Source organism: Halorubrum sp. CGM5_25_10-8B (assembly GCF_005435095.1).
GTDB lineage: Archaea > Halobacteriota > Halobacteria > Halobacteriales > Haloferacaceae > Halorubrum > Halorubrum ezzemoulense.
Window position 1 is genome coordinate 60705 of the sequence record NZ_SGTY01000005.1, and the last position, 21573, is coordinate 82277.

Here is a 21573-nt window from a genome sequence, read left to right on the forward strand (position 1 = left end):
GACACACTCAGGCCAGCGGGTTCCTCCCCGTGATGCGATCCTGACCGTACGGCCATCGCTCGTATCGAAACACCGTGAGACACGCTACCATTCATTGTCGCACTAATTTCTATTTTCCAACAATTGTAGTTCATTTTTGATAATTTGAGGATCGAATATATCCGTCGGACCCGGGGAAGAGTCGATAGACAAATGAAATACACGGTGGCGGTCACGAGCGGGACGCGGGCGACGGGGAAGACCACGTCGGTCGCGGTCCTCGGAGCCGTGTTCGCAGACGCCGGCGCTGACGTCCTGCTCGTCGACTGCGACCTCGCGAACCCGTCGCTCGCGGCCGCGCTCGGAATTCCGGAGCCGGACGCAACGCTCCGTGACGTGTTCGCGGGACGCGCAACGCTTGACGAGGCGGTCCACACCGGACCAGCTGGAGCCGAAGTCCTTCCGGGCGGTCGATTCGCCGTGCCCGACGCGGCGGCCATCCAGGACTTCGTCGAGGCGATCGACGGCTTCGACGTCGTCGTCTGCGACACGGGAGACCCGTTCAGCGACGCGACGGCGGGCGCGTGTGACGCGGCGGACGGTGCCGTCGTCGTCTCAACGCCGGACGACGCGGCACGGCGGAACACGGCGGCGGTTCACGGGTCGCTCCGGGAACACGGGCGGCCGCTGCTCGGAACCGTGCTCACTCGAGCTCAGGGCGACGCCGACACTCTGGAGTGGGACTGCGATATTCTCGCGACCATTCCCGAGTCGGACGCGGTCGCGAGCGGGGCGGCGGCCGTGCTCGACTCGCCGTCGGATCCCGGCGCCGAGCGCTATCGGGAGCTCGCTCGCGGCGTGTACCGGCGCCTCCGAGACGGTCACGACGGGACGGCCTCGAACGCGGCACTCTGGCTCCCCCAGCCCGCGGATCCGTTCCTCACGCCCGCCGTCGCAGCCGGAACGTCGGGTGACACGGACACGCCCTCGAACGACGAACCCGGGGAGCCAGAGTCGGCCGCCGGTGATGACACGTCTTCAGACGCGGGCGCGGTCGCGGACGGTGGGAACGGTTCCACGGGCGACGTGAACGACGCAACAGCGGAGGCGGACACGCCTGCTGAGGAGCCGACCGAGGACGACGACAGCGGTATCACGCTTACCCGCCGCGGTGCGTTGGCCGCGCTCACGGCCGCCGTGGGCGGCGTGTCCGCCGGAATACTGAACACGCGTGAGACGCCCGAGATCGAGGCGTTCGGCTACGGCGGCAGACCCGTGACCTCGAACGAGTCGACGACGAGCACGACGAACACCACGACGAGCGCGGGATCGCTTTCGACGGGCGGGAGTAATCGGACGGGACCGACAACCGAGACGGAAACCGGTGACACGGAGCGAGGGAACGAGACGGGAACAGAAGGTACCGGCAATTCCACCCAACCGGTGTCGACCGGGAACACGACCGAATCAGGCGGGGTCGGCAACACGACTGACCCGGTGTCGACCGGAAATACGACTGAATCAGGCGAGGTCGCCAACACGACTGACCCGGTGTCGACCGGGAACACGACCGATACGAACGACGAACCGGTTCCCGGAGCAGAGCCGACGAACGAAACGGGGGACGAAACGTCGGACACGGAGGAGTCACCGACGTCCGGCGACGATAGCGGCGGGAACACCGGCGGCAGCGGTACCGGAGACAGCACTGGAAGCGACGGCGGAAGCACTGGGGGCGGTGACACCGGAACTAGTGACGACGGAAACACTGGGAGCGGTGATACCGGAACTAGCGACGACGGGAACACTGGGAGCGGTGATACCGGAACCAGCGACGACGGAAACACTGGGGGCGATGACTCCGGAACTAGCGACGACGGAAGCACCGAGAACGGTGACTCCGGAACCGGTGACGACGGGACCGGCTCGGATGGTGGTGATACTGGAACCGGTGGCGACGGGAACACCGAAGACAGTGATACTGGAACCGGTGACGGTGGGACCGGCTCGGATGACGGTGGTGACGGCACCGACGATACGAGTGACGCGCCGCCCGACCCGGGCGATGAGCAGTTCGGGATCGTTGGTTACGGCGAGGGCGGGTACGGTGGCGTGGCGTAGAGAACGGGCAGTCGAGTCTCGAACACCGGTCTTAGAGAGCTACCTTGAGACGCACGACTACTTTTTATCACCAGGTCAGTCCCTCGTACGTGATCCCGTCACGGCGCTCGACGACCCGTCTGCCGTCGACGACGACCGGGTCGGCCATCGCGTCGAACTCCTCGTCGAGGGTCGCGAACTCGTCCCAGTCGGTGACGACGACGGCGCCGTCGGCGCCGGCGAGTGCGGCGTCCGCGGACTCCGCGTAGTCGACGTCGTCGAGGTACTCTCTGGCGTTCTCGGTTGCGACCGGGTCGTACGCGGTCACGGTCGCGCCGCGCTCTCGGAGCCCGCGGACCACCGGGATCGCGCGGGAGTTCCGCATGTCGTCAGTCCCGGGCTTGAAGGCGAGTCCGAGCGCTCCAGCAGCGCCGACTCGGAGGCCGTTGATGCCGACGAACACGAGCGCGACGACCCCGACGAACAGCCCGTGTGAGAGGTCGAAGCTCCGAACGAACGCGACGAGCTGGACTCCGACGTTCGTCGCGCCGAACAGGACGCCTGAGACGACGCCGACGACCCCCATGACGAGCGGCGTATCGGCGAACTCCCGCTCGCTCACGACAGGGAGGGACGGTAACGGGATGGCGTGCTGATTCGTCGCGACGAAGCCGAGCGAGACGAACCCGAGTAGGATCCGGAGCGGGGCTTCCGGGAGCCGGTCGAGGAGTGCCATCCCGAGGAGAGTGCCGACCAGCGCGGCGACGAGCAGCGGCGCGAATCGGGTTCCACACGTGCGGAGCTCCTCGCGGGTGAGATCGCCGACGAGCGCGAGATTGACAGCGAACATCGGAATTATCATGAACGTGACGGCGGTCGCGGGATCGAGTGTCGCGGCGAGTACCATGGTCCCAACGACGGCGAATCCGAACCCTGCGACCCCGTTGACGGCGCCCGCGACCCCGACGACGACGGCGATCGTCGCCACCAGTTCGACGGAAAGCGCGAGGGTCATACGCCTGAGATGACGCGGTTATTCATAAATGACCGCTGACTGTGTGGCGCCGAGACACGGCCGCGAGGTCGGCCGTATGCTGACGGTGGCGCTCGGGCGCTCGGTCGCTCGGTCGCGTACTGAGGTGTGTGTAATCACACCGCACGATCGGCCGAGGCTCATACCCACCGGCCGTCGTTGTTCACGTATGCTCCAAACCGGACAGACAGCGCCGACGTTCGAGCTTCCCGGTGCGGGCGGCGGACGAATCGACACGCACGGGCTGGCCGAGTACGCCGACAACGGGTGGGCGGTCGTGGTGGTGTTCTACCCGTTCGACTTCCACCCCGTTTGTACGAGCCAGATGTGTACGCTGCGTGACAGCGAGGCGCTGTCGCTCATGGAGAACACCGTCGTCCTCGGGATCTCCACCGACACCGTCTACAGTCACCGTGCGTTCGCCGAACAGCATCGCATCGACTTCCCGCTGCTCTCAGACAGCGACGGCCGTGTCGCCGAGGCGTACGGCGTGCGCGCCGAAGAGATCGATGACCACCGCGGAGTCGCGCGTTCGGCGGTCTTCGTGGTCGATCCGGACCGCACCGTCCAGTACGCGTGGCGAAGCGAGGAGACGGACGACGAACCGGACCTCACGGCCGTCGAACACGCCGCGCGATGTCACGGGGACGAGTGCGAACTGCCGGACGGGAAGTCGTATCTGTGAGGTCATTCGTCGGAATCCATTACCTACACATAACCCGGTTACCGACCTGTTCGCGCGCCTTTATGTGATAGTCTCGCATCTAGGTTACTAGAAGTAACCTGCGTCGGCTCGCCGGCGCGTGTCACACATCATGGTAAGCATACTCACCGGACTGATCGCTGGACTGATCGCGACCGTTGTCATGACGATGTTCATGATGACGATGGGAGACGACTCGCCGCCGCCGACTGCCGCCCTCTGGGCGAAGTACATCGGTGACGAGGGGCCCGAGGCGTACATGAAACAGGGCATGCTGCTCCACATGCTGTACGGGGTCGGCGCGGGGGCTGCCTTCGCAGTCGGTGCGACCGCACTCGGGCTCGCTGTCGGCGCCGGGGCCCTCGTCGGGAGCGTCCTGTGGGGGCTCGCCTTCGGGCTCGTCCTGATGGTCGGCGGAATGATGTTCTGGATGCGAATCGTCCTCGCAATGGAACCCGACCCGAAGACGATGGCTGCGTTCGGCTTCTTCCACGTCGTCTACGGCGTCGTACTGGGCGCGGGAATCGCGCTGCTCCCGGTGTAAGGCGTGGGCACGAACACGAACGCGGACGGTCGTGGCCCGGGATGCCTGCGCGACGACCGCCCGGTACACAGCTGTACCGCGGCGGCCGGATCGGCGGTCAGTCGCGGGATAGAGGCGACCGTTCGACGCGTCGCATTCTGGACGGCGATTGCGTTCCCGACGGCGTACGTCATCGGGGCCGTCGATCCCGTCGCGGCGGCGCTGCCGGTCGGCTGGCTCCCGCTCGCGATCTCGACCCACCTGCTGTTGCTGTGGGTCGGACACGGCGCTCACCATCCGGAGTAAGCGATGTCAGGCGCACTCGTACTAGCGACCGGGGTCGACCCGCTGCCGCTACTCTCGGTGGTGTCGGTCGATCGAGTCCTCGATCATTGGTGGGTGTTCCCCGCGTCAGTGTTGTTCTCGATGATCGCCATCGCGGCCGGCGTCTCGGGCGCGCTCTTTTTTAGCCCGTTCTTTCTGCTGGCCGTCGGGTTCGGCCCCGCGCAGGCGGTCGGCGCGGGCCTGATGACTGAAGTGTTCGGGATGGGCAACGGGCTCCGGTCGTACGTCAAACAGGGCGTCGTCGACTACGCGACCGCGAAGTGGCTGTTGGTCGGCGCGTTGCCGGCAATCGTGATCGGCTCGTTTGCGGCGCACTACGTCCCAGACACGCTGTTGCGCGGCGGGTTCGGCGTCGGGCTGTTCGTGCTCGGCGGATTCCTGTTGTACTCGGACTCTCCGGAAGAGACCGAACCCGGCGAGCGCGAGGGCGAGTTCCTCGAAAAGAAGAACGCGGAGTGCGGTACCACCGTTGTCAACGCTACCGACGGCGAGCGGTTCGTCTACCCAACCTGCTGGCGCCCGCCGGGCGTCGCGCTCGCGGCGCTCGGCGGAGTGATCACGGGGCTGATCAGCGCCGGCCTTCCCGAGATTGTGACGACCCAACTGGTGGCGCGCTGTCGGATGCCGCCGCGGGTCGCCGTCGCCACGTCGGTGTTCGTGCTGGCGATCGCCGCGGTCGCCGGGGCGGCCGTCCACGCGCTGGCGGCGACGCCGGTGTGGTACGTCGTCGTCTGGTCGATTCCCGGTGTAATCGTCGGTGGAACAATAGGTGCCCGCGTCGGCAAACACGTTCCGAGCGGGCTGATGGAGCGCGGGCTCGGCGTCGTCTTCGGGATTGTCGGCGGAATCGTTCTCGTGACAACGTTCGGCGTCTAAACGCTCGCACACCGGTTCTGGGCGGTCGTGTACAACTCACGCCACAACGGACCGGGGTTGATGACCTTAGATCCCGTCGATCAATCCATGCAAGAGTTTGATTTCCTCGTGATCGGGTCGGGGTCGGGACTGGACGTGGCGAACGCGATGGCCGGCCGGGGGAACTCGGTCGCGGTCGTCGAGGAGGGGCGACTCGGCGGGACCTGTCTCAACCGCGGCTGTATCCCCTCGAAACAGCTCCTCTACCACGCCGACGTGATGGAGACAGTCGAAGGCGCCGGCGCGTTCGAGATCGACGCCGAGGTCAACGGTGTCGACTTTGCTAAGATCGTCGAAAAAGTCACGGAGGACGTCTCTGAGAGCTCCGACTCCATCCGACGGGGGCTGAAGTCCTCGGACGCCCACGACCTCTTCGAGGGGACCGGGCGGTTCGTCGACGACCGCACCGTGGAGATCGTCGACGGCGACGATGCGGGCGCCACGCTGCGGGCCGACACCGTCCTCGTCGCGACCGGCACTCGTCCCTCGATCCCCCCGATAGACGGGATCGAGGACGTGGACTACCTCACGAGCACGGAGGCGCTCCGGCTGGAGTCGGCGCCCGACCGCCTCGTGATCGTCGGTGGCGGCTACATCGCCGCGGAACTCGGCCACTTCTTCGGGACGTTCGGCACCGACGTAACGATCGTCGGCCGGCGAGAGAACCTCCTCCCCGAGGCCGACGAGGAGGTCGGCGAGGCGTTTACCGACCGCTACGCCGACCGGTTCGACGTGTACGCCGGGTACGAGGCCGTCGCCGCCGAAGAGGCGGACGGCGAGGTGACCGTCGAGGCCCGACCGTACCCCGAGGCCGACTCGGTCCGCGCGGGCGGAGAGACAGTCGGTGCGCCCGAGGAGGCGGAGAGCATGACCGTCTCGGGCGACGCGCTGCTCGTCGCGGCGGGCCGCCGCCCGAACACCGACTCACTGAACCTCGACGCGACAGGCGTCGAGACCGACGAGCGGGGATTCGTCGAGACGGACGAGTACCTCCGGACCGACGCCGAGGGGGTGTGGGCGCTCGGTGACGTGGTCGGCGAGTACCTGCTGAAACACAGCGCGAACCACGAGGCGAAGGCCGTTGTCCGGAACCTGCTGGGTGACGAGGCGGAACCCGTCGACTACTCGGCGATGCCGTTCGCGGTGTTCGCCTCGCCCGAAGTAGCCGGTGTCGGTGCGCGGGAACAGGACCTCCGCGAGGCCGACGTCGAGTACGCCACCAACACGTATGCGTACGACGAGACGGCCCGCGGCAGCGCGATGCACGCTGAGGGGTTCGTGAAGGTCCTCATCGACCTCGACGGCAACATCGAAGGGTGCCATATCATCGGGCCCGAGGCGTCGAACCTGATCGAGGAGGTCGTCGTCGCGATGACCGCCGGCTCCGGAACAGTCGCGGACATCCGCGACGCGGTCCACATCCATCCAGCGCTCTCAGAAGTCGTCGACCGCGCCTTCTCCGGGCAGTTCTCGCGCGGCGGCGGTCGCGACCACGGACATCATCACCACGGATAGCCGTTACAGCCACTCCGCGGTCGAACACGGCGACTTGCCGGTCGCCAGAGCAGTTTTGTCGCTCTCCGCCGAACGCCCGGTATGAACGACCGCGGTCACCTCCCTCGGCGCCGACTGTTGGCGGGGCTCGCGAGCGGCGGCGCGATCGCCCTGGCCGGCTGCGCCGGGAGCGACGCCGGTCCCGAAGCGGATGCCGGTCCCGAAGCCGACACCGGGTCCGGAAACGACACCGATGGCGGCGCGAGCGTCGGAACCGAATCGGAACCGCCCGCTGCCGACGACCGCGACCTCCGAGAGGCGAACGTCGTCGACGTCGCGTTCGAGGCGACGGACGACGGCTACGCGTTCGACGTGACGCTCCACCACGACGACGACGGCGAGGAGGGGTACGCGAACTGGTGGCAGGTCGAGCGACTCGACGGGACGCGGCTCAGGCGCCGGGAGCTGCTCCACGCTCACTCCGAGCAGCCGTTCACGCGGTCAGCGACGGTCGCGATTCCCGACGGTGTCATCCGGGTCGTCGTCCGCGGTCACGACCAGACGCACGGGTACGGCGGGGTGGCGGCGCTCGTTGCCATCGACGACGGGTCGGTACAGTTCGTCGACCAAGGACCAGAGCCGCGGTCGTTCGACGCCGAGGACTTCTCGTAGTGCGCTCCGACGAACCTGACACGCTATCGCGTGCCGAGAAGGTGTTCCGAACACACACCCGCGGACGGGTTTTGTACGTGTGTGTTTTATAAACGACCACGATGGCAAAAGCAGCAATCGTGATTCTCGCCGGTAACGAATCGCACTCGGACTACGGTCGCCTCGCGAACGCGCTCGAAGCGGCCAAGGAGTTCGCCGAGAACGACGACGACGAGTTGGAACTGATCTTCGACGGCGCCGGTACCCAGTGGATCCCGGAGCTGGAGGACGAAGAGAGCGACTACCACGAGCTCTACCAGGCGGTCCGCGACGACGCCGCCGTCTGTGACTTCTGCTCCGGCGCGTTCGGCGTCGAGGACGCCGTGGCCGACTCCGGGCTCGTCACGCTCGACGAGTACGATGGCCACCCGAGCATCCGCTCGCTCGTCGACGACGACTACGAGATCATCACGTTCTAATCCGGGCGACCAGCTCGGCGGTGCCTATTATTTTTGACCGTGTTCTTCGATGTTCGCCCAGACGACAGCCATCAGCTCGCCTGTCTTCGCGACCAAGTCCTCTACAGCCTCGTCAGAGTCGGCTGGCGCGCAACCTAAGTCCCGGATCGCCTTTGTCGCTGAGACGTGATGGACATGGACGCGGTCGTCCGCAGCGCGCTCGTAGACGGTCGTCGTACACGGTAACATGCCGGCCAGGGTTGGATCGATCTGGAGGGCGTCATGTGCGATTTCTGGGTGACAGACCACAATTAGAGCGGTTCGCTCAACGTCGTCGTGTCCGAGCATACCCGCGATCATCTGATCGAGGCGAGTGACGCGTACCGTTTCGAAATCAGCCAGTTCGTGTTCGATCTGGACGAAGGGGACGGCGTCCTCGAACGGCATATCGAGAGTCGTATGAAGAGCCTCATCAGCCGTCGGTGTCGGTGATCGGGATGACGCGTCGCTCATGCGAGGTTCTCTCACGCCCGAATATAAATATCGAATCGCACCCTCGACAACTGCCGTTACCTCTTACGCGCCGTGCCCGTTGCCGGTCGGGACGGACTTATGACGCCGTCGGGCCATCTCCCGACATGATCGAACTCACGCGAGCGGCGTACGACGACATCGTGTATCGGGCGTACGAGGGCGGCGAGGCCGAAATCTGCGGCGTCCTCGCCGGCGAACACGGCGACGACGGCGACCCGAGCGTCGTCACGGAGACGTACGCCGCGGAGAACGTCGCTGAGACGCCCGAGATCCGGTACCTGATCGACCCCGAAGAGCAGTTCGAGCTGATCGAGACTGTCGAGGACGCGGGCCTCGACGTGGTCGGCTTCTACCACTCGCACCCGACCGGCCCGACGCACCCAAGCGAAACGGACGCCGCGCGGGCGACGTGGCCGGGCCACTCGTACGTCATTTGTGCGCTCGACGGCTACCCGTTCGTCGGGTCGTGGCGCTGGCGCGACGATGCGGACGAGTTCGAACAGGAGACGGTGTCGGTCCGGAGCGAACGGTAGCCGGGTCGACCGGGAGTCGGAACCGGAGCGGAAAACCGAGAGAAGACAGCGGGTCAGACAGGGCTCAGTCGCTCGCCTCGATCTCCGGCTCGGAGTCGCCGCTGACGTCGATCGCACAGGAGGCGGTGTACTCCACGTCGTGGACGGACTCGATGGCGGGGTTGTCGCCGCAGACCGGGCAGTCGTCCTGCTTGGGGATCTCGACCTTGTCGAACTCCATGTCGAGGGCGTCGAAGAACAGCATCGAGCCGTCGAGGCTCTCGCCTTTGCCCATGAGGTGTTTGACCGTCTCGGTCGCCTGGAGGCAGCCCACGGTGCCCGGCAAGACGCCTAACACGCCGGCGGTCGCGCAGTTCGGGACCATCCCGGCCGGCGGCGCCTCCGGGAACAAACAACGGTAACACGGCGAATCGTCGTCGCCAGCGAACGTGGTCACCTGCCCCTCGAACCGGAAGATGGAGCCGTGCGAGAAGGGGATCCCGGCGAGGGTACACGCGTCGTTGACGAGGTAGCGCGTCTCGAAGTTGTCCGTGCCGTCGACGACGAAGTCGTAGCCGTCGATGAGCTCCTCGATGTTGTCCGGCGTGACGCGTAGCTCGTGGCGCTCGACGTCGACGTCGGGGTTGAGGTCGGCGACGAACTCCGCCGCCGAGTCGACTTTCTTCCGGCCCACGTCGTCGTCACCGTGGATGACCTGTCGCTGGAGGTTCGACAGCTCAACCTCGTCGTCGTCGGCGATGCCGAGCGTGCCGACGCCGGCAGCGGCGAGGTACTGGATGATCGGCGCGCCGAGCCCGCCGGCCCCAAGGACCAGCACCTTCGCGTCCAGTAGGTCCTTCTGTCCCTCGGGCCCCACGTCGTCGAGGATGATGTGTCTGGAGTAGCGGTCGAGTTGCGTTGGGTCGAGGTCGAGATCACTCATTCACGCTTCTATACCGTTTGCGGACGGTTAAGCCGGCCGTCCACCGGTGGGTACTGCCGCCATCTCGGAGGTGCGTCGCGGGCGCACAGACGGCGCGTGACGCGCCGATCGCCGCGGCGAGAGTTCCGTAGCTGCCGGTATCGCCACCGTTGAGAAGTTGCGAGTCTGCCGGAACCGGCGGAACTCACTCCGACGCGGACGGCAACCGTGTCAGACCGTGGTCGACGTTGCCGTCGACACGCCCCTTTTGAGGATGAGCGTCGAACGAGCGGTATGGCCACAATTAAACTCCCGGCCGCGCTGGTCGGCGGGTCAGCGACGTCGAAGGTCGATGTCGCCGGCGAAACGGTGGCAGAACTGTTCGACAACCACGCCGCGGAACACGGCGACGAGCTGCGCGACAGCGTGATCGAGGACGGCGAGATCAAGGAGTTCATCAACGTCTACGTGGACGGAACTCCGGTCGACGGGCTCGACGCGGAGGTTCCGGACGACGCGCAGGTGCGGGTCATCCCCGCGGCGAGCGGCGGCCGATAAGATGGTCGACACTTCTCGGCTCTTTTCGGGCGCTCAGAGGTACTCCTCCCACAGCGGGATGTCTGCGTACTTGTCGCCGCGGTCGCACAGCATGAACACGACGGCGTCGTCGTCTGCGAGGTCGCCGGCCGCGTCGAGGGCCGCGACGGCGGCCGCGCCCGCGCCGGCCGAGGTGCCCACGACGAACTGGCCGTCGACGCGGAGGTGCTCGCGGATCGTCTCCGCGTCGTACTGCCCGGCATCGGCGATCGGGATTGGGTCATTGGCGTACCGCTCACGTAGGGCGCGGGCGCGGTCGTAGGCGTCGTCGGTCGGGACGTACAGCTTCCGGTCGAGCACCGACTCGTCGTACGTCTCCGGGTGGTAGTGGTCGCCCGTGCGGAGGTACTTTAGGCCGTCAATGGCGTGGAGCGGCTCCTCCGGCTCGAAGCCGACGATCTCGGCGGCCCCGTCGGTCAGGTTCGTCAGCCCGCGGCCCGTTCCGGTGATCGTCCCGCCGGTCCCGGCGCCGGCGACGAAGTGGGTCACCCCGCCGTCGGTCGCCGCGTGGATCTCGCGTGCGGTCGTCCGCTCGTGAGTTCCGGGATTGTCGGGGTTCTCGTACTGGTTCGGGCGGTAGTAGGCGTCGGGGTCCGCGGCGACGATCTCCTCGCAGCGCTCGATGACCGCGTCGTACCCCAAGTCCGCGTCAACGAAGTGGATCTCGGCGCCGGCGTCGCGGACGGCCTCGACCTTCCCGCCGGCGGCGTTGTCGGGCATGACGATCTCAACGTCGTAGCCGCGCGCCCCTGCGAGTCGAGCGACCTCGCTGCCGGTGTTGCCCGAGGTGGGCTCGATCACAGTCACGCCGGGCTCGAGGTCGCCGCGCTCCTCGGCGCCGTCGAGCATCCCCTTTGCGATCCGCGATTTGATCGACCCGCCGCCGTGGGGAGCCTCGTAGAGGTTGAACCACTCGGCTTTTGCGTACACCGCGGCGTCGCTCTCCAAATTGAGGTCGAGTTCGAGCAGCGGCGTCTCGAAGATCGTCGACTCGTCGACGGCGTGTCCGGTCATACCCTCCGTTTGCCGCTCCCGAATAAGAGTCCGACGGAAACGGTGGTCTCGGACCTCGACGCGGTCGTGCGCGGCGAACGCCCGTCCGAGATACGGGAGAAGCCTGCCGGTCACGAAAGGGGTTCCACGACGAGTGTCGTATGAGTGTATATGAGTGAACTATCGTGGGACGACGTCGTCGAGATGCCCGACGAGCTCGACGACGAGACCGCCGAGGCGCTGTTCGAGGACGCGACCGAGGTGCAGGACATGACCGGCGAGGTCTGTCCGTACCCGCAGGTCGAGGCGAAGAAGGCCATCGCGGGGCTCTCGCCCGGCGACGTGCTCGTTCAGGAGACGGATCACGTGCCCAGCACGGAGAACGTCCCGAAGGCGGTCGGCGAGGACGCGACCGCCAAGGTGTGGAAGTCCGGCGACGGCCGCTACCGCATCTTCATGCGGAAGGAGTAACCATGGTCGAGGAGCTCACCCCCGAGGAAGTCAACGAGCGCGTCCAGAGGGGGAACATCCGCGTCATCGACACGCGACCGCCCGAGGAGTACGAGCGGGGCCACATCCCCGGCTCGATCAACGTCCCGCTCGGCGACCTCCCGTCGCGGGTCCCCGACATCGACTGGGACGACACTGACGTCGTCTGTGCGTGCCCCGTCGGCGAGTCCTCGAAGCAGGCCGCGATGCTGATCAGCAGCTACGAGGGCGTCGAGGACGACGTGGTCGTCGCCAGCATGGCCGGCGGCTACGGGGAGTGGACGTTCGAACTGGAGACGGGCGCGGCGGCGGACGCCTGAGCGGACGGCCTGGTTTTCCGGCGTTTTCTGTTTTCGAGTGGCGTCGCGGCTACACGACTTCGACGCAGTTCCAGTAGTGGATACGGCGAGGCGGTGGTGCGTGCCGACGAGCGGCCGAAGGCCGCGAATCGCACGCGCGAGGGAGTCGCGAGGTGCTGTGCGGAGCGGTGCGGGGTGGGACTCAAAAGGGGAGTCGTGAGGCGGGCGCAGGCGACGTAAGCACCGCAACGAGGGAGCGAACAAAGTGAGCGACTGAGCGAGGAGCACAGCGAGCGTGCGCCCGCCTCACGACTGGGGCTTTGGCGGTGTTCACCGCGCAGTTGTCGATCGCGCATCGCCGAGCGGCTGGGGCTTTGGAGGTCTGCGCCATCGATCCCCCGGAAGTCACTTCGTCAATCCCACGCGCGTCACCGCCTCGACTAGGAAAGTCGAAACCGGTCGAGAAACCCGATTATATCGCGCAGCCGACCTCGCGGTACATGTAGTGGGTCATCACGTAGACGCCGAGGATGATCCCCGCGCCGGCGAGGAAGGAGTGGACGGAGAGCAGCGCGACCCCGGAGAAGAGGTTCGCGATGTTACAGCCGGCGGCGAGCCGCGAGCCGACGCCCATCAGGAGGCCGCCGACCGCGTAGTTCGGCACGCGGTTCAGCTTCGGCTTCCGGATCCGGAAGTCGCCGGAGGCGTACGCGGCGACGAACGAGCCGACGATCAGCGACGCGATCATCAGCATGTCGATGGTGAGCGAGATGTTCCCGTCGCGGAACAGCACCGAGCCCCAGTAGTCGACGCTCGCGACGTCGAAGCCCGTCTGCGCGAGGAGGTAGCCGGCCCAGCGCGCCTCGCTGCCGGTGATCGCCCAGTGGCCGTGGACCGAGAACCAGAGGCTCGCGACGAGCGCCATCGCCACGCCCGCCGTCCGGGCGTCCCACGAGTCGCGCAGGCGAGCTTTCAGTGGGCGGTCGTCGTCGCGGAGGCCGCGCACGTACTCGACGGTGCCGTCGGCGATGCCGCGCAGGCCGGTGCTCACCGCCGCGACCGAGCGCGAGGCACCGAGCGACGCCTGCGCCCGCGCGTCGGCGGCGACGCCAGTCCCGCCGGAGGGGTCGTCCGGGAGCTGGCTCCGCCCCTTCACGAACGCGTACGCGAGCGTTCCGACGGCGACCGCGAGCGCGCCGGTGACCGCCGGGGAGAAGGGGAGCGCGAGGTACAGCGTCTGCCCCTCGAACGGGTTCAGCGTCTGGAAGTAGTACGTCTCCGCGACGGGGAACGCGAACGCGAAGAGGATGTAGCCGACGAACATGAACAGGAGGACAAGCCAGAACTGGAGGTACCCCTGGCCGGCGCGGTACAGCGTCCCCGAGGCGCAGCCGCCGGCGAGCGTCATCCCGAGCCCGAAGACGAAGCCGCCGAACAGCGAGCCAAGCCCCCACGCGGGGGTCCAGAAGCCGCGGAAGTAGCCGAACGTCGCCTGGAGGCTCCAGAACACGGTCATCACGGCGATGCCGGCGAGCAGTCCCTTCAGCACGCGGGTGTCTTTGAACGCGACGAAATCGCGGAAGGCGCTGACGAAACAGAAGCGCGCCTTCTGCAGCAGAATCCCGAAGGCAAGACCGACGGCAATCGAGACGCCGATGTAGGCGCTCGGCGAGAGTATCATCGCCTTGCTCTACCGTCCTCGCACCTAAATCCGCGCCGGACACGGTAACGAACCCCTTCTATCGCAGGTTCGCGCAAGTGTTGCTGGAACGTGGGACACGGGGCAACGAGACGGGCGTTCGGCGAGGCTTTAGCCGCAAGAAATCATCGGAGACGTATGAGCGATAACTGCGGCTGCGGGTCGAGCGACTCCGGCGACGGGGGGCAGACGGCGCCCCCGCGACCCGCGAAGGGCGAGGAGCTGGCGAACGACGACCGCCGAAACCCATTCGCGGACGGCGTCGACCGGCGCCGCCTGCTTCAGGCCTCCGGGACGGTCGGCGCGACCGCCGCCCTCGCCGGCTGTTCGGGCGGTGGCGGCGGCGACGGCGGCGACGGCGACGCCGTCCCGACGATGTTCGTGTTCAACAACGGCGACCGGACGCTGAGCGTCATCGACGCCGAGGCCGATGAGCTCGTCACCTCGGGGTTCCTCGGGACCACCGCCTCCTTCCCGGCCAACCAGTACTCCACCGGCGCCGAGTCCGACCACGACGTGCTCTGGCTCAACGTCGCCGGGGGCGTCCGCGCCGTCGACCAGCGGACCCTCGAAGAGCTGGCGTACGTCGAAACCGGGTTCGGCCCGAACTACCCGAACCTGACGCCGGACGGCGAGCACCTCCTCATCGCCTCCGGCGGGACGACCGGCTTAGACCCCGAGGGCGACGCGAACCACGCGATCTTCCGGGTCGACGCGAACCGCGAGAGCGATACGTTCGGCGAGGTGACCGCCGAGATCGAGACCGGCTACGTCGGCCCCTGCGACATGACGCTCGGGCCGGACGGCGACTACGCGTTCGTCGTCGACGTCGCCGACGAGGCGATCCGGGTGCTGAGCGTCGACCCGTTCGAGACGGTGACCCGCGTCGACGCGGGCGAGCCGGTGAACGAGGGGAACGTCCTCCCGTTCATGTGTACGGCCTCCTTCGACGGCGAGCTGCTCCTCGTGGAGAACGGCGAGGGGACGCTCGGCGGCGACCCCGAGGTACCCCGCGAGGGCTCCGAGAGTGTCTGGGACATCTCCGACCCCGAGAACCCAGAGGAGATCGCGAAGGTCACTCGCGACGACGGGCTGCCGGGCGCGCCGATCACGAGCGAGGTCGCCCCGGACAACTCGGCGGCGTATCTCTTCATCCCCGGTGAGGGCGTCGGCGTGATCGACCTAGAGACGAACGAGTACGCGACGACGCTCGACGTCGGCGGCGCCAGCATCGCCGGCGCGTGGGGACCGAACCGCGAGAAGCTGTACGTTCCGGTCCAGACCGCGAACCAGCTCGCGGTGATCGACCACGCGAACCGCGAGGTCGCGACGACGATAGACGTCGGCGAGTCGCCGACGGGCGCCGCCGCGGGCACCGTCCGCCCCGAGAGCGACGCGGTGTCGAACCTCCAGGCCTCGCTCGCGTCGCTCGGGATCACGTTCGGCGACATGGAGGCGTCGTGGTGTATGGACGACCACTGCTACTGCGGCTAATGGCCGAAGAAATCCCGGAGCCCGACGGCGACGACGGGAGCGGCGACGCGACGCGCCGCGGACTGCTCCGCGCCGCGGCCGGCGCGACCGTCGCGGGCGCGGCGAGCACGGCCGGCTGCCTGAGCGTCTCGACGCCCGCCAACGTGGCGGCGCAGTACGAGGTGACGGGCAACGTCGCCCACTTTGTCGGCCCGAGCTGGCTGGCCGAGCACCGCGACGACGCCGTCGTCCTCGACGCGCGGAACGCGGCGCGGTTCCGCGAGGAGCGGATCTACGGCGCCCGCCGCGTCCCCTTCGACGCGATCACGAGCCGGACAGGCACGGACGGCGGCGCGGTTCCGGACGCCGACGCGATTGCGGCCGCGTTCGGGTCCGTCGGCGTCGCGCCCGACGACGACGTGCTCGTGTACGGTGCGAGCGTCGGCTCGCGGGTCACGCGGACCGCGTTCGCGCTCGCGGCGGTCGGCCACCGGGGCGAGATCAAGGTGCTGAACGGCGGTCTCGACGGGTGGAACGGCCGGCTCGGGACGGGGTCGGGCCGAGACGTCTCGGCGGCCGACTACGAGCCCGACCCCGCGCCGTCGACGTGGGTCACCCGTGGGTGGCTCGCCGAGCGGGTCGGCTCGTTCAACGACGGCGGCCCGGGGCTGGTCGACGTGCGGGTGCCGGAGGCGTACCTGGCCGCGGCCGGCTCGGCCGCGCTGAACGACGACCACGAGCGCCACGGCCACCTCCCGGGCGCGGTCGACGTCCACTGGGTAGGGAACGTCGCCGGCCGCCGGATGACGGACCCGGGCCGGCTCGTTCAGCTGTACGAGGGCGAGGCGGGACTCGACCGGAGCGAGACGGTCGTCGTGTACGGCGACGACAACGTCGACCCGACCTCGACGTGGCTCACGCTGCGGGCGATCGGGTTCGAGGACGTCCGCGTCTACGACGGCGGCTTCGGCGAGTGGACGAACGCGGACGACCGCGGCCGACACCCCGTCGAGACGGCGACGAACGTCGTGGTCGAGACCGAGGGGAGCGTCGGTGGCGACGACAGCAGTGGCGACTTCTCCTGTACGGGATGAGCGGCGAGGGCGCCGACGCGGGAGCGAGCGGCGCAGCCGGCGGGGACGCGGGCGACGACGTCGGGCCCGACGGGGACCCGGGCGACGCGCCGGAACGCGTCGTCGCGGTCCCCTGCGAGGGCGCCGACGTGTTGGCGCTGTTCGACCTCGCCACGGGCGAGCCGCTCGGTTCGGTCCCGGTCGGTAGCCACCCGGTCCACGCGACGACGACTGCCGACCGGACGTTCGTCGCGACGATGGGCGAGCGGTCGGTGACCGCGGTCGCCCCCGGCGGCGAGGTGACCCGCGTCGACACCGGCGTCTTGGGCCCGTCGCACTTCGCGAGCGCGAACGGCGAGCTGTACGTCGCCTGTTCCGCGGGCGACGCGCTCGCGGTGATCGATCCGGTGGAACTGACACGTGCCGACCGGATCGGCGTCGGCGCGGAACCGCACGAACTCGCGGTCGGTCCCGACGAACGACGCCTCTACAGCGGCAGCCGCCGCGATGGCGTCGTCGACGTCGTCGACACCGCGACCCACGAGCGGATCCGTTCGGTCGACGTGGGTCCGGAGGCGAGGGTACAGGGCGTCGCGCTCGCGCCCGACGGGCACCACGGGTACGCCGTCGATCAGGAGGGGGACCGGATCGTCGCATTCGAGCCGGCCGGTCACGGAGACCGATATCCGGACGCACCCGCGACCCGAGTCGGACAGATTCGCAAGGAGGCCGCGGTCGGCGCGGATCCGTACGACCTCGTCGTCACCCTCGACCGGGTATTCGTCCCGGGCAGGGCCGACGGGACGGTCCACGAGTTCTCGCCGGATCTGACGCTCGAATCGGTCCACGAGGGGTTCTCCCGCCCGGTCGATCTGTTCAGAGCGAACGGTCGCTGGTGGGTGCTCGACGCCGAGGCCGCTCGACTCCGCTCGCTCGATGGCGATCTCGTCGACACGAACGCACCGAGCCTCGTCGCGGCCCCGGTGGGCGGCGGGCGGCTCGTGGCGTCCCACTACGACGACGACCGGATCTCGCTCGTCGACGTCGCGGACGGCACCGTCTGGACCGCCGACACGCCGGCGTACCCGTTCGGCGCGGTCGTCGTCTGACCCGTCACCGACAGCGGGGAACCCTGCCGGAGTCATCGCAATAATTCCGCCGGTGTCCGTCCCCACCATATGAAGGTCGCATACGTCTTCGCGACGGCCGGACAGACTATTGAATACGTGCTCGGCGACATGATCCTCCCGCAGTTAGAGGCCGGCGCGCACGGCGCCGACGTGGTCGGGATGTTCTTCTTCCACGACAACACGTACGCGCTCCGCAAGGACGACCCGCTCGGCCAGCGGCTCGCGGACGTCGCGGCCGAGCAGGAGATCCTGCTCATGCTCTGTGACCAGTGCGCGACGCGCCGCGGGCTCGCCGAGTTCGACCACACCGACGAACACGGCCGCGACCACTACGAGCCGACGGACACCGTCCAGGGCGCCACGGTCGGCTGCTTCCCCGACCTCTACGAGGCGCTCGGCGAGGTCGGCGTCGACCAGGTCATCACGCTGTAGCTCCCGCGTTCTCCGACCCCGAACCGTTTTTGACGCGCGCCTCGAACGACGCCGCATGGACGGGTCCGCGTTCGAAGACCCCGATGGGCGCCCCGTGACGGCGGTCACGGCTGCGGAGATGCGGGCGGTCGACCGCGCTGCCGTCGAAGCGATCGGCCTCGATCTCCGCCGGATGATGGAACACGCCGGTCGGGGACTCGCCGAGGCCGTCCTCGACGTCCGGTTGAGCGACGGGAGCGACGGCCACGTCGCGGTGCTCGCCGGCAACGGCGGCAACGGCGGCGGTGGGCTCGCGTGTGCCCGCCACCTCGCGAACAGGGACCTCCCCGTACGGGTCGTTCTCGACCGGGACCCCGCCGCGCTCGACGGCGTCACTGCGGAACAGCTGCGAATCCTGGAAGCGATGGACGTGTCGATCGGATCGCCCGACGGCGACGCGGAGGTCGACGCGGCGCTCGACGGTCTCGTCGTCGACGCGCTGATCGGCTACGGACTGACCGGCGCGCCCCGCGGCGCCGCCGCGGAGCTGATCGAGGCTGCGGGCGACACGGCGGAAACGGTCGTGTCGCTCGACGTCCCGTCCGGGACGGACGCGACCACCGGTGAGACCCCGGGAGCCGCGGTCGAGCCGGACCACACGGTCACGCTCGCGCTGCCGAAAACCGGGCTCGCGGCTATCGGTGGGGACCTCCGTCTCGTCGACCTCTCGATTCCCGCGACGGTGTACGACCGGCTCGACATTGAGTACGAGGACCCTTTCGGCGACGAGTTCGCCGTCCCGCTGTCGAGGCGCTGAGAGGCGACGGTCGGCGCGGACCTACTCGTCCGCCAGCTCGTACGCCAGGCGGTGCGGCATCAGCGCCAGCGTCCGGACGATCGCCGCGAGCGCGACGAAGATCCCGACGAGGACGTGCGCGACGCCGCCGAGCTTTAGCCACAACAGCACGGAGGGGAACGAGTGGATCGTCGCGAGCTGCGAGTTGAGTGCGGTTTCCCCCGCCCGGTCCGCGCCGCCGCCGGCGAGGCTCCACCCGGTGTGAGTGGTGAAGTACTCCTCCAACAGCGGGTGGAACGCGGTGATCTCCACGAAGAGCGCGAACCCGACCAGCAGGTAGCCGACGGCGGCGAACGCAGCCCCGATCTTGAGCATCCGCTTGATCCCGGCCATCGTCGATTCCATCTCAGCGGTCGTGAGCGGCTCCAACGCGGCCGCCTCGGTCTCGGCTGCCATACCCTCCACGACGCGACGCTCTACATAAACGCTCTCTGAGGGGCGCGTGACACGGTTACGTTCATGTGACTCCCTCACACGACACTCGATCGTCGACCGGCGAGAGATCGACGTTCGACGGGGCGGTTACGTCACACTCACCGGAGGGTTATACCCCGTGAGACGGAGGATTTAGTCATCAATGGCGCCAGTGATCGGCGACGCGAAGCGCGGCACGAGCGGCGACGGACGCACGGGCCCGACGGAGGAGCGACGGACCCGATGAGCGCTGAGAGCGCCCGCGACCCCGAGCGGGTCGCGACGTGGAGAGACCTCGGAGACCGGGAGCCCACCCACGCCCGAGCGGCCGGCGTCGACCTCGTCGTGGTCCGGTACGACGACGAGGTGTCGGTGCTGTACGGCCGGTGTCTCCACCGCGGCGTGCTCCTCGGCGACGGCCACATCGAGGGCGAGGACCTCATCTGCGGCGTCCACGGCTGGGACTACCGGTACGACACCGGGATCAGCGAGTACGACAACTCCGAGCGGCTGGAGAAGTTCCCGGCGTGGATCGAGGCCGACGACGACGGCGAGGCGGCGGTGTACGTCGACGCGGCGGCGGTCGCCGAGTGGGCCGACGACCACCCGGAGCCGTACGACTTACCGGACGGCGCCGAGGAGGCGGACGACGTGGACGCCGCCGTGAACCCCGAGTTCTACGGGGAGCCGGAGGCCGAGACCGAGCCGCACACCCACTACATCCAGAAGCTCGCCCGCGAGGGGCCCGAGGGGATCGGCGAACACGGGAGCGTCTCCGCGATGGGAGTTCCGCGGACGGAACTGCCGAGCTGGAACGACCTCCAGATCCTTACCGCCCAGCTCGACCGCACCCCCCTCGACGACGAGGCGCCGGTCGACTCTGGGCTCGTCATCGGCCCGAACGCCGAGAACCCGCTTGAACTGGAGATCCCGGTGTTCGTCAGCGACATGAGCTTCGGCGCCCTGAGCGAGGAGGCGAAGGTCGCCATCTCGAAGGGGGCGGACGCGGCCGGGACGGGGGTCTGCTCCGGCGAGGGCGGCATGCTCCCCGAGGAGCAGGCCGTCAACTCGCGGTACTTCTACGAGTACGCCACCGGGAAGTTCGGCTGGGACATCGAGAAGGTCGCGGACGTACAGGCGTTCCATTTCAAGGCGGGCCAGGGCGCCAAGACCGGCACCGGCGGCCACCTCCCGGGCGAGAAGGTCCAGGGGAAGATCGCGGAGGTTCGGGACCTCGAACCGGGCACCGACGCCGTCAGCCCCGCGCGGTTCGACGACCTGGAAACGCCGGACGACTTCGCGGCGATGGCCGACCGCGTCCGCGATGTCGGCGGCGGCATTCCGGTCGGGTTCAAGCTCTCCGCGCAACACGTCGAGGACGACATCGACTTCGCGCTGGAGGCGGGGGCGGACTACCTGATACTCGACGGGCGAGGCGGCGGAACGGGCGCCGCCCCAGACGTGTTTAAAAACAATATCTCGGTGCCGACGATCGCGGCGATTCCACGGGCACGCCACCACCTCGACGAGCGCAACGCGGACGACGTGACGCTGATCGCGACGGGCGGGCTCCGCACCGAGTCGGACTTCATCAAGGCGCTGGCGCTCGGCGCCGACGGCGTCGCGGTCGCGAACGCCGCGATGCAGGCGATCGGCTGTCTCGGCATGCGCGCCTGTGACTCGAACAACTGCCCGGTCGGGATCGCGACGCAGAAGGAGGGACTTCGCGACCGGCTCGTGATCGACTCGGCCGCCGAGGGGCTCGCCAACTACTTCGCCGCGACGGTGAAGTTAATGAAGGTGATGGCCCGGGCGTGCGGCCACGATTCGCTGACCGAGTTCGAGCGCCGCGACCTGACGACGTGGAAGCGCGACGTCGCCGACCTCACCGGCGTCGAGTACGGGGGCGTAGGCGCGGCGGAACGTCGGCGGTGAACGGTCGGCCCGGCCGAGGGAGTCGATTCGGTGAA

General features: G+C 68.2%; 24 protein-coding genes. 18 read left to right on the top strand and 6 right to left on the bottom strand.

Annotated features, from left to right (window positions below):
* Positions 1-192: 192 nt before the first annotated feature.
* Entirely contained in the window at positions 193-2100 is a 1908-nt protein-coding gene (locus EXE51_RS05860; RefSeq protein ID WP_137692205.1) for a MinD/ParA family protein, read from the top strand.
* 67 nt (positions 2101-2167) lie between these two features.
* Here EXE51_RS05860 and EXE51_RS18170 read toward each other — a convergent pair whose 3' ends face one another.
* Positions 2168-3094 (bottom strand): TSUP family transporter, encoded by a 927-nt coding sequence (locus tag EXE51_RS18170; protein WP_137692206.1) that lies wholly within the window; start codon positions 3092-3094, stop codon positions 2168-2170.
* Between the two features lie 187 nt (positions 3095-3281).
* On the opposite strand from EXE51_RS18170, the gene EXE51_RS05870 reads away from it, so the two are divergent.
* The 7 genes from EXE51_RS05870 to EXE51_RS05900 all read left to right on the top strand — a co-directional run bounded on the left by EXE51_RS05870 (position 3282) and on the right by EXE51_RS05900 (position 8222).
* Complete coding sequence (locus EXE51_RS05870; RefSeq protein ID WP_137692207.1) at positions 3282-3797, top strand: redoxin domain-containing protein; 516 nt, start codon at positions 3282-3284, stop codon at positions 3795-3797.
* Between the two features lie 130 nt (positions 3798-3927).
* Positions 3928-4359, top strand: coding sequence for a hypothetical protein (locus tag EXE51_RS05875; RefSeq protein ID WP_241990589.1), 432 nt, complete (start codon positions 3928-3930; stop codon positions 4357-4359).
* A 3-nt stretch (positions 4360-4362) separates the two neighbouring features.
* Positions 4363-4644 carry a hypothetical protein gene (locus EXE51_RS05880; protein WP_089308267.1) on the top strand — a complete coding sequence of 94 codons (282 nt, stop codon included), beginning with the start codon at positions 4363-4365 and terminating at the stop codon, positions 4642-4644.
* Positions 4645-4647: 3 nt separating this feature from the next.
* Positions 4648-5559, top strand: a complete 912-nt coding sequence (locus tag EXE51_RS05885) for a sulfite exporter TauE/SafE family protein (RefSeq protein ID WP_137692208.1) — start codon at positions 4648-4650, stop codon at positions 5557-5559.
* An 87-nt stretch (positions 5560-5646) separates the two neighbouring features.
* Complete coding sequence (locus tag EXE51_RS05890) at positions 5647-7113, top strand: dihydrolipoyl dehydrogenase (protein WP_137692209.1); 1467 nt, start codon at positions 5647-5649, stop codon at positions 7111-7113.
* Between the two features lie 81 nt (positions 7114-7194).
* On the top strand, positions 7195-7764 hold the full coding sequence (locus EXE51_RS05895) for a hypothetical protein (protein ID WP_137692210.1): 570 nt from the start codon (positions 7195-7197) through the stop codon (positions 7762-7764).
* A 101-nt stretch (positions 7765-7865) separates the two neighbouring features.
* The gene (locus EXE51_RS05900) at positions 7866-8222 is read left to right on the top strand and encodes a DsrE family protein (protein WP_089308263.1); all 357 of its coding nucleotides are present in this window, start codon (positions 7866-7868) and stop codon (positions 8220-8222) included.
* 27 nt (positions 8223-8249) lie between these two features.
* Here the strand turns inward: EXE51_RS05900 and EXE51_RS05905 are convergent, their stop codons facing one another.
* Positions 8250-8714: a DUF302 domain-containing protein gene (locus EXE51_RS05905; RefSeq protein ID WP_137692211.1), complete on the bottom strand. Its 465-nt coding sequence runs from the start codon at positions 8712-8714 to the stop codon at positions 8250-8252.
* A gap of 125 nt (positions 8715-8839) precedes the next feature.
* Here EXE51_RS05905 and EXE51_RS05910 point away from each other — a divergent pair, with 125 nt between their 5' ends.
* A complete protein-coding gene (locus tag EXE51_RS05910) occupies positions 8840-9268 on the top strand; it encodes a desampylase (RefSeq protein ID WP_137692212.1) in 429 nt (142 codons plus the stop codon).
* A 64-nt stretch (positions 9269-9332) separates the two neighbouring features.
* On the opposite strand, the gene EXE51_RS05915 is transcribed toward EXE51_RS05910, so the two are convergent.
* Complete coding sequence (locus tag EXE51_RS05915; protein WP_137692213.1) at positions 9333-10190, bottom strand: molybdopterin-synthase adenylyltransferase MoeB; 858 nt, start codon at positions 10188-10190, stop codon at positions 9333-9335.
* 273 nt (positions 10191-10463) lie between these two features.
* Between EXE51_RS05915 and EXE51_RS05920 the strand changes: the two genes are divergently transcribed.
* A complete protein-coding gene (locus EXE51_RS05920) occupies positions 10464-10727 on the top strand; it encodes a MoaD/ThiS family protein (RefSeq protein ID WP_137692214.1) in 264 nt (87 codons plus the stop codon).
* Between the two features lie 33 nt (positions 10728-10760).
* On the opposite strand, the gene EXE51_RS05925 is transcribed toward EXE51_RS05920, so the two are convergent.
* Positions 10761-11780, bottom strand: a complete 1020-nt coding sequence (locus EXE51_RS05925; RefSeq protein ID WP_137692215.1) for a PLP-dependent cysteine synthase family protein — start codon at positions 11778-11780, stop codon at positions 10761-10763.
* Positions 11781-11930: 150 nt separating this feature from the next.
* Here EXE51_RS05925 and EXE51_RS05930 point away from each other — a divergent pair, with 150 nt between their 5' ends.
* Entirely contained in the window at positions 11931-12230 is a 300-nt protein-coding gene (locus EXE51_RS05930) for a sulfurtransferase TusA family protein (RefSeq protein ID WP_089308257.1), read from the top strand.
* 2 nt (positions 12231-12232) lie between these two features.
* Positions 12233-12568, top strand: a complete 336-nt coding sequence (locus EXE51_RS05935) for a rhodanese-like domain-containing protein (protein WP_137692216.1) — start codon at positions 12233-12235, stop codon at positions 12566-12568.
* Positions 12569-13019: 451 nt separating this feature from the next.
* Here the strand turns inward: EXE51_RS05935 and EXE51_RS05940 are convergent, their stop codons facing one another.
* Positions 13020-14228 (bottom strand): YeeE/YedE family protein, encoded by a 1209-nt coding sequence (locus EXE51_RS05940; RefSeq protein WP_137692217.1) that lies wholly within the window; start codon positions 14226-14228, stop codon positions 13020-13022.
* 156 nt (positions 14229-14384) lie between these two features.
* Here EXE51_RS05940 and EXE51_RS05945 point away from each other — a divergent pair, with 156 nt between their 5' ends.
* The 5 genes from EXE51_RS05945 to EXE51_RS05965 all read left to right on the top strand — a co-directional run bounded on the left by EXE51_RS05945 (position 14385) and on the right by EXE51_RS05965 (position 19150).
* Complete coding sequence (locus EXE51_RS05945; protein WP_137692218.1) at positions 14385-15740, top strand: hypothetical protein; 1356 nt, start codon at positions 14385-14387, stop codon at positions 15738-15740.
* Positions 15740-16813 carry a sulfurtransferase gene (locus EXE51_RS05950; protein ID WP_137692219.1) on the top strand — a complete coding sequence of 358 codons (1074 nt, stop codon included), beginning with the start codon at positions 15740-15742 and terminating at the stop codon, positions 16811-16813. Before EXE51_RS05945 ends, EXE51_RS05950 begins: the two co-directional genes overlap by 1 nt.
* Entirely contained in the window at positions 16810-17901 is a 1092-nt protein-coding gene (locus EXE51_RS05955) for a YncE family protein (protein ID WP_241990590.1), read from the top strand. The genes EXE51_RS05950 and EXE51_RS05955 overlap by 4 nt, the downstream gene beginning before the upstream one ends.
* 69 nt (positions 17902-17970) lie before the next feature.
* Positions 17971-18354, top strand: coding sequence for a SaoD/DsrE family protein (locus EXE51_RS05960; protein ID WP_137692220.1), 384 nt, complete (start codon positions 17971-17973; stop codon positions 18352-18354).
* Between the two features lie 55 nt (positions 18355-18409).
* Positions 18410-19150 (top strand): NAD(P)H-hydrate epimerase, encoded by a 741-nt coding sequence (locus EXE51_RS05965; RefSeq protein ID WP_137692221.1) that lies wholly within the window; start codon positions 18410-18412, stop codon positions 19148-19150.
* 21 nt (positions 19151-19171) lie between these two features.
* Here EXE51_RS05965 and EXE51_RS05970 read toward each other — a convergent pair whose 3' ends face one another.
* Complete coding sequence (locus EXE51_RS05970; protein ID WP_089308249.1) at positions 19172-19585, bottom strand: hypothetical protein; 414 nt, start codon at positions 19583-19585, stop codon at positions 19172-19174.
* Positions 19586-19846: 261 nt separating this feature from the next.
* Between EXE51_RS05970 and EXE51_RS05975 the strand changes: the two genes are divergently transcribed.
* Positions 19847-21538, top strand: a complete 1692-nt coding sequence (locus tag EXE51_RS05975) for a glutamate synthase-related protein (protein WP_137692222.1) — start codon at positions 19847-19849, stop codon at positions 21536-21538.
* Positions 21539-21573 lie beyond the last annotated feature (35 nt).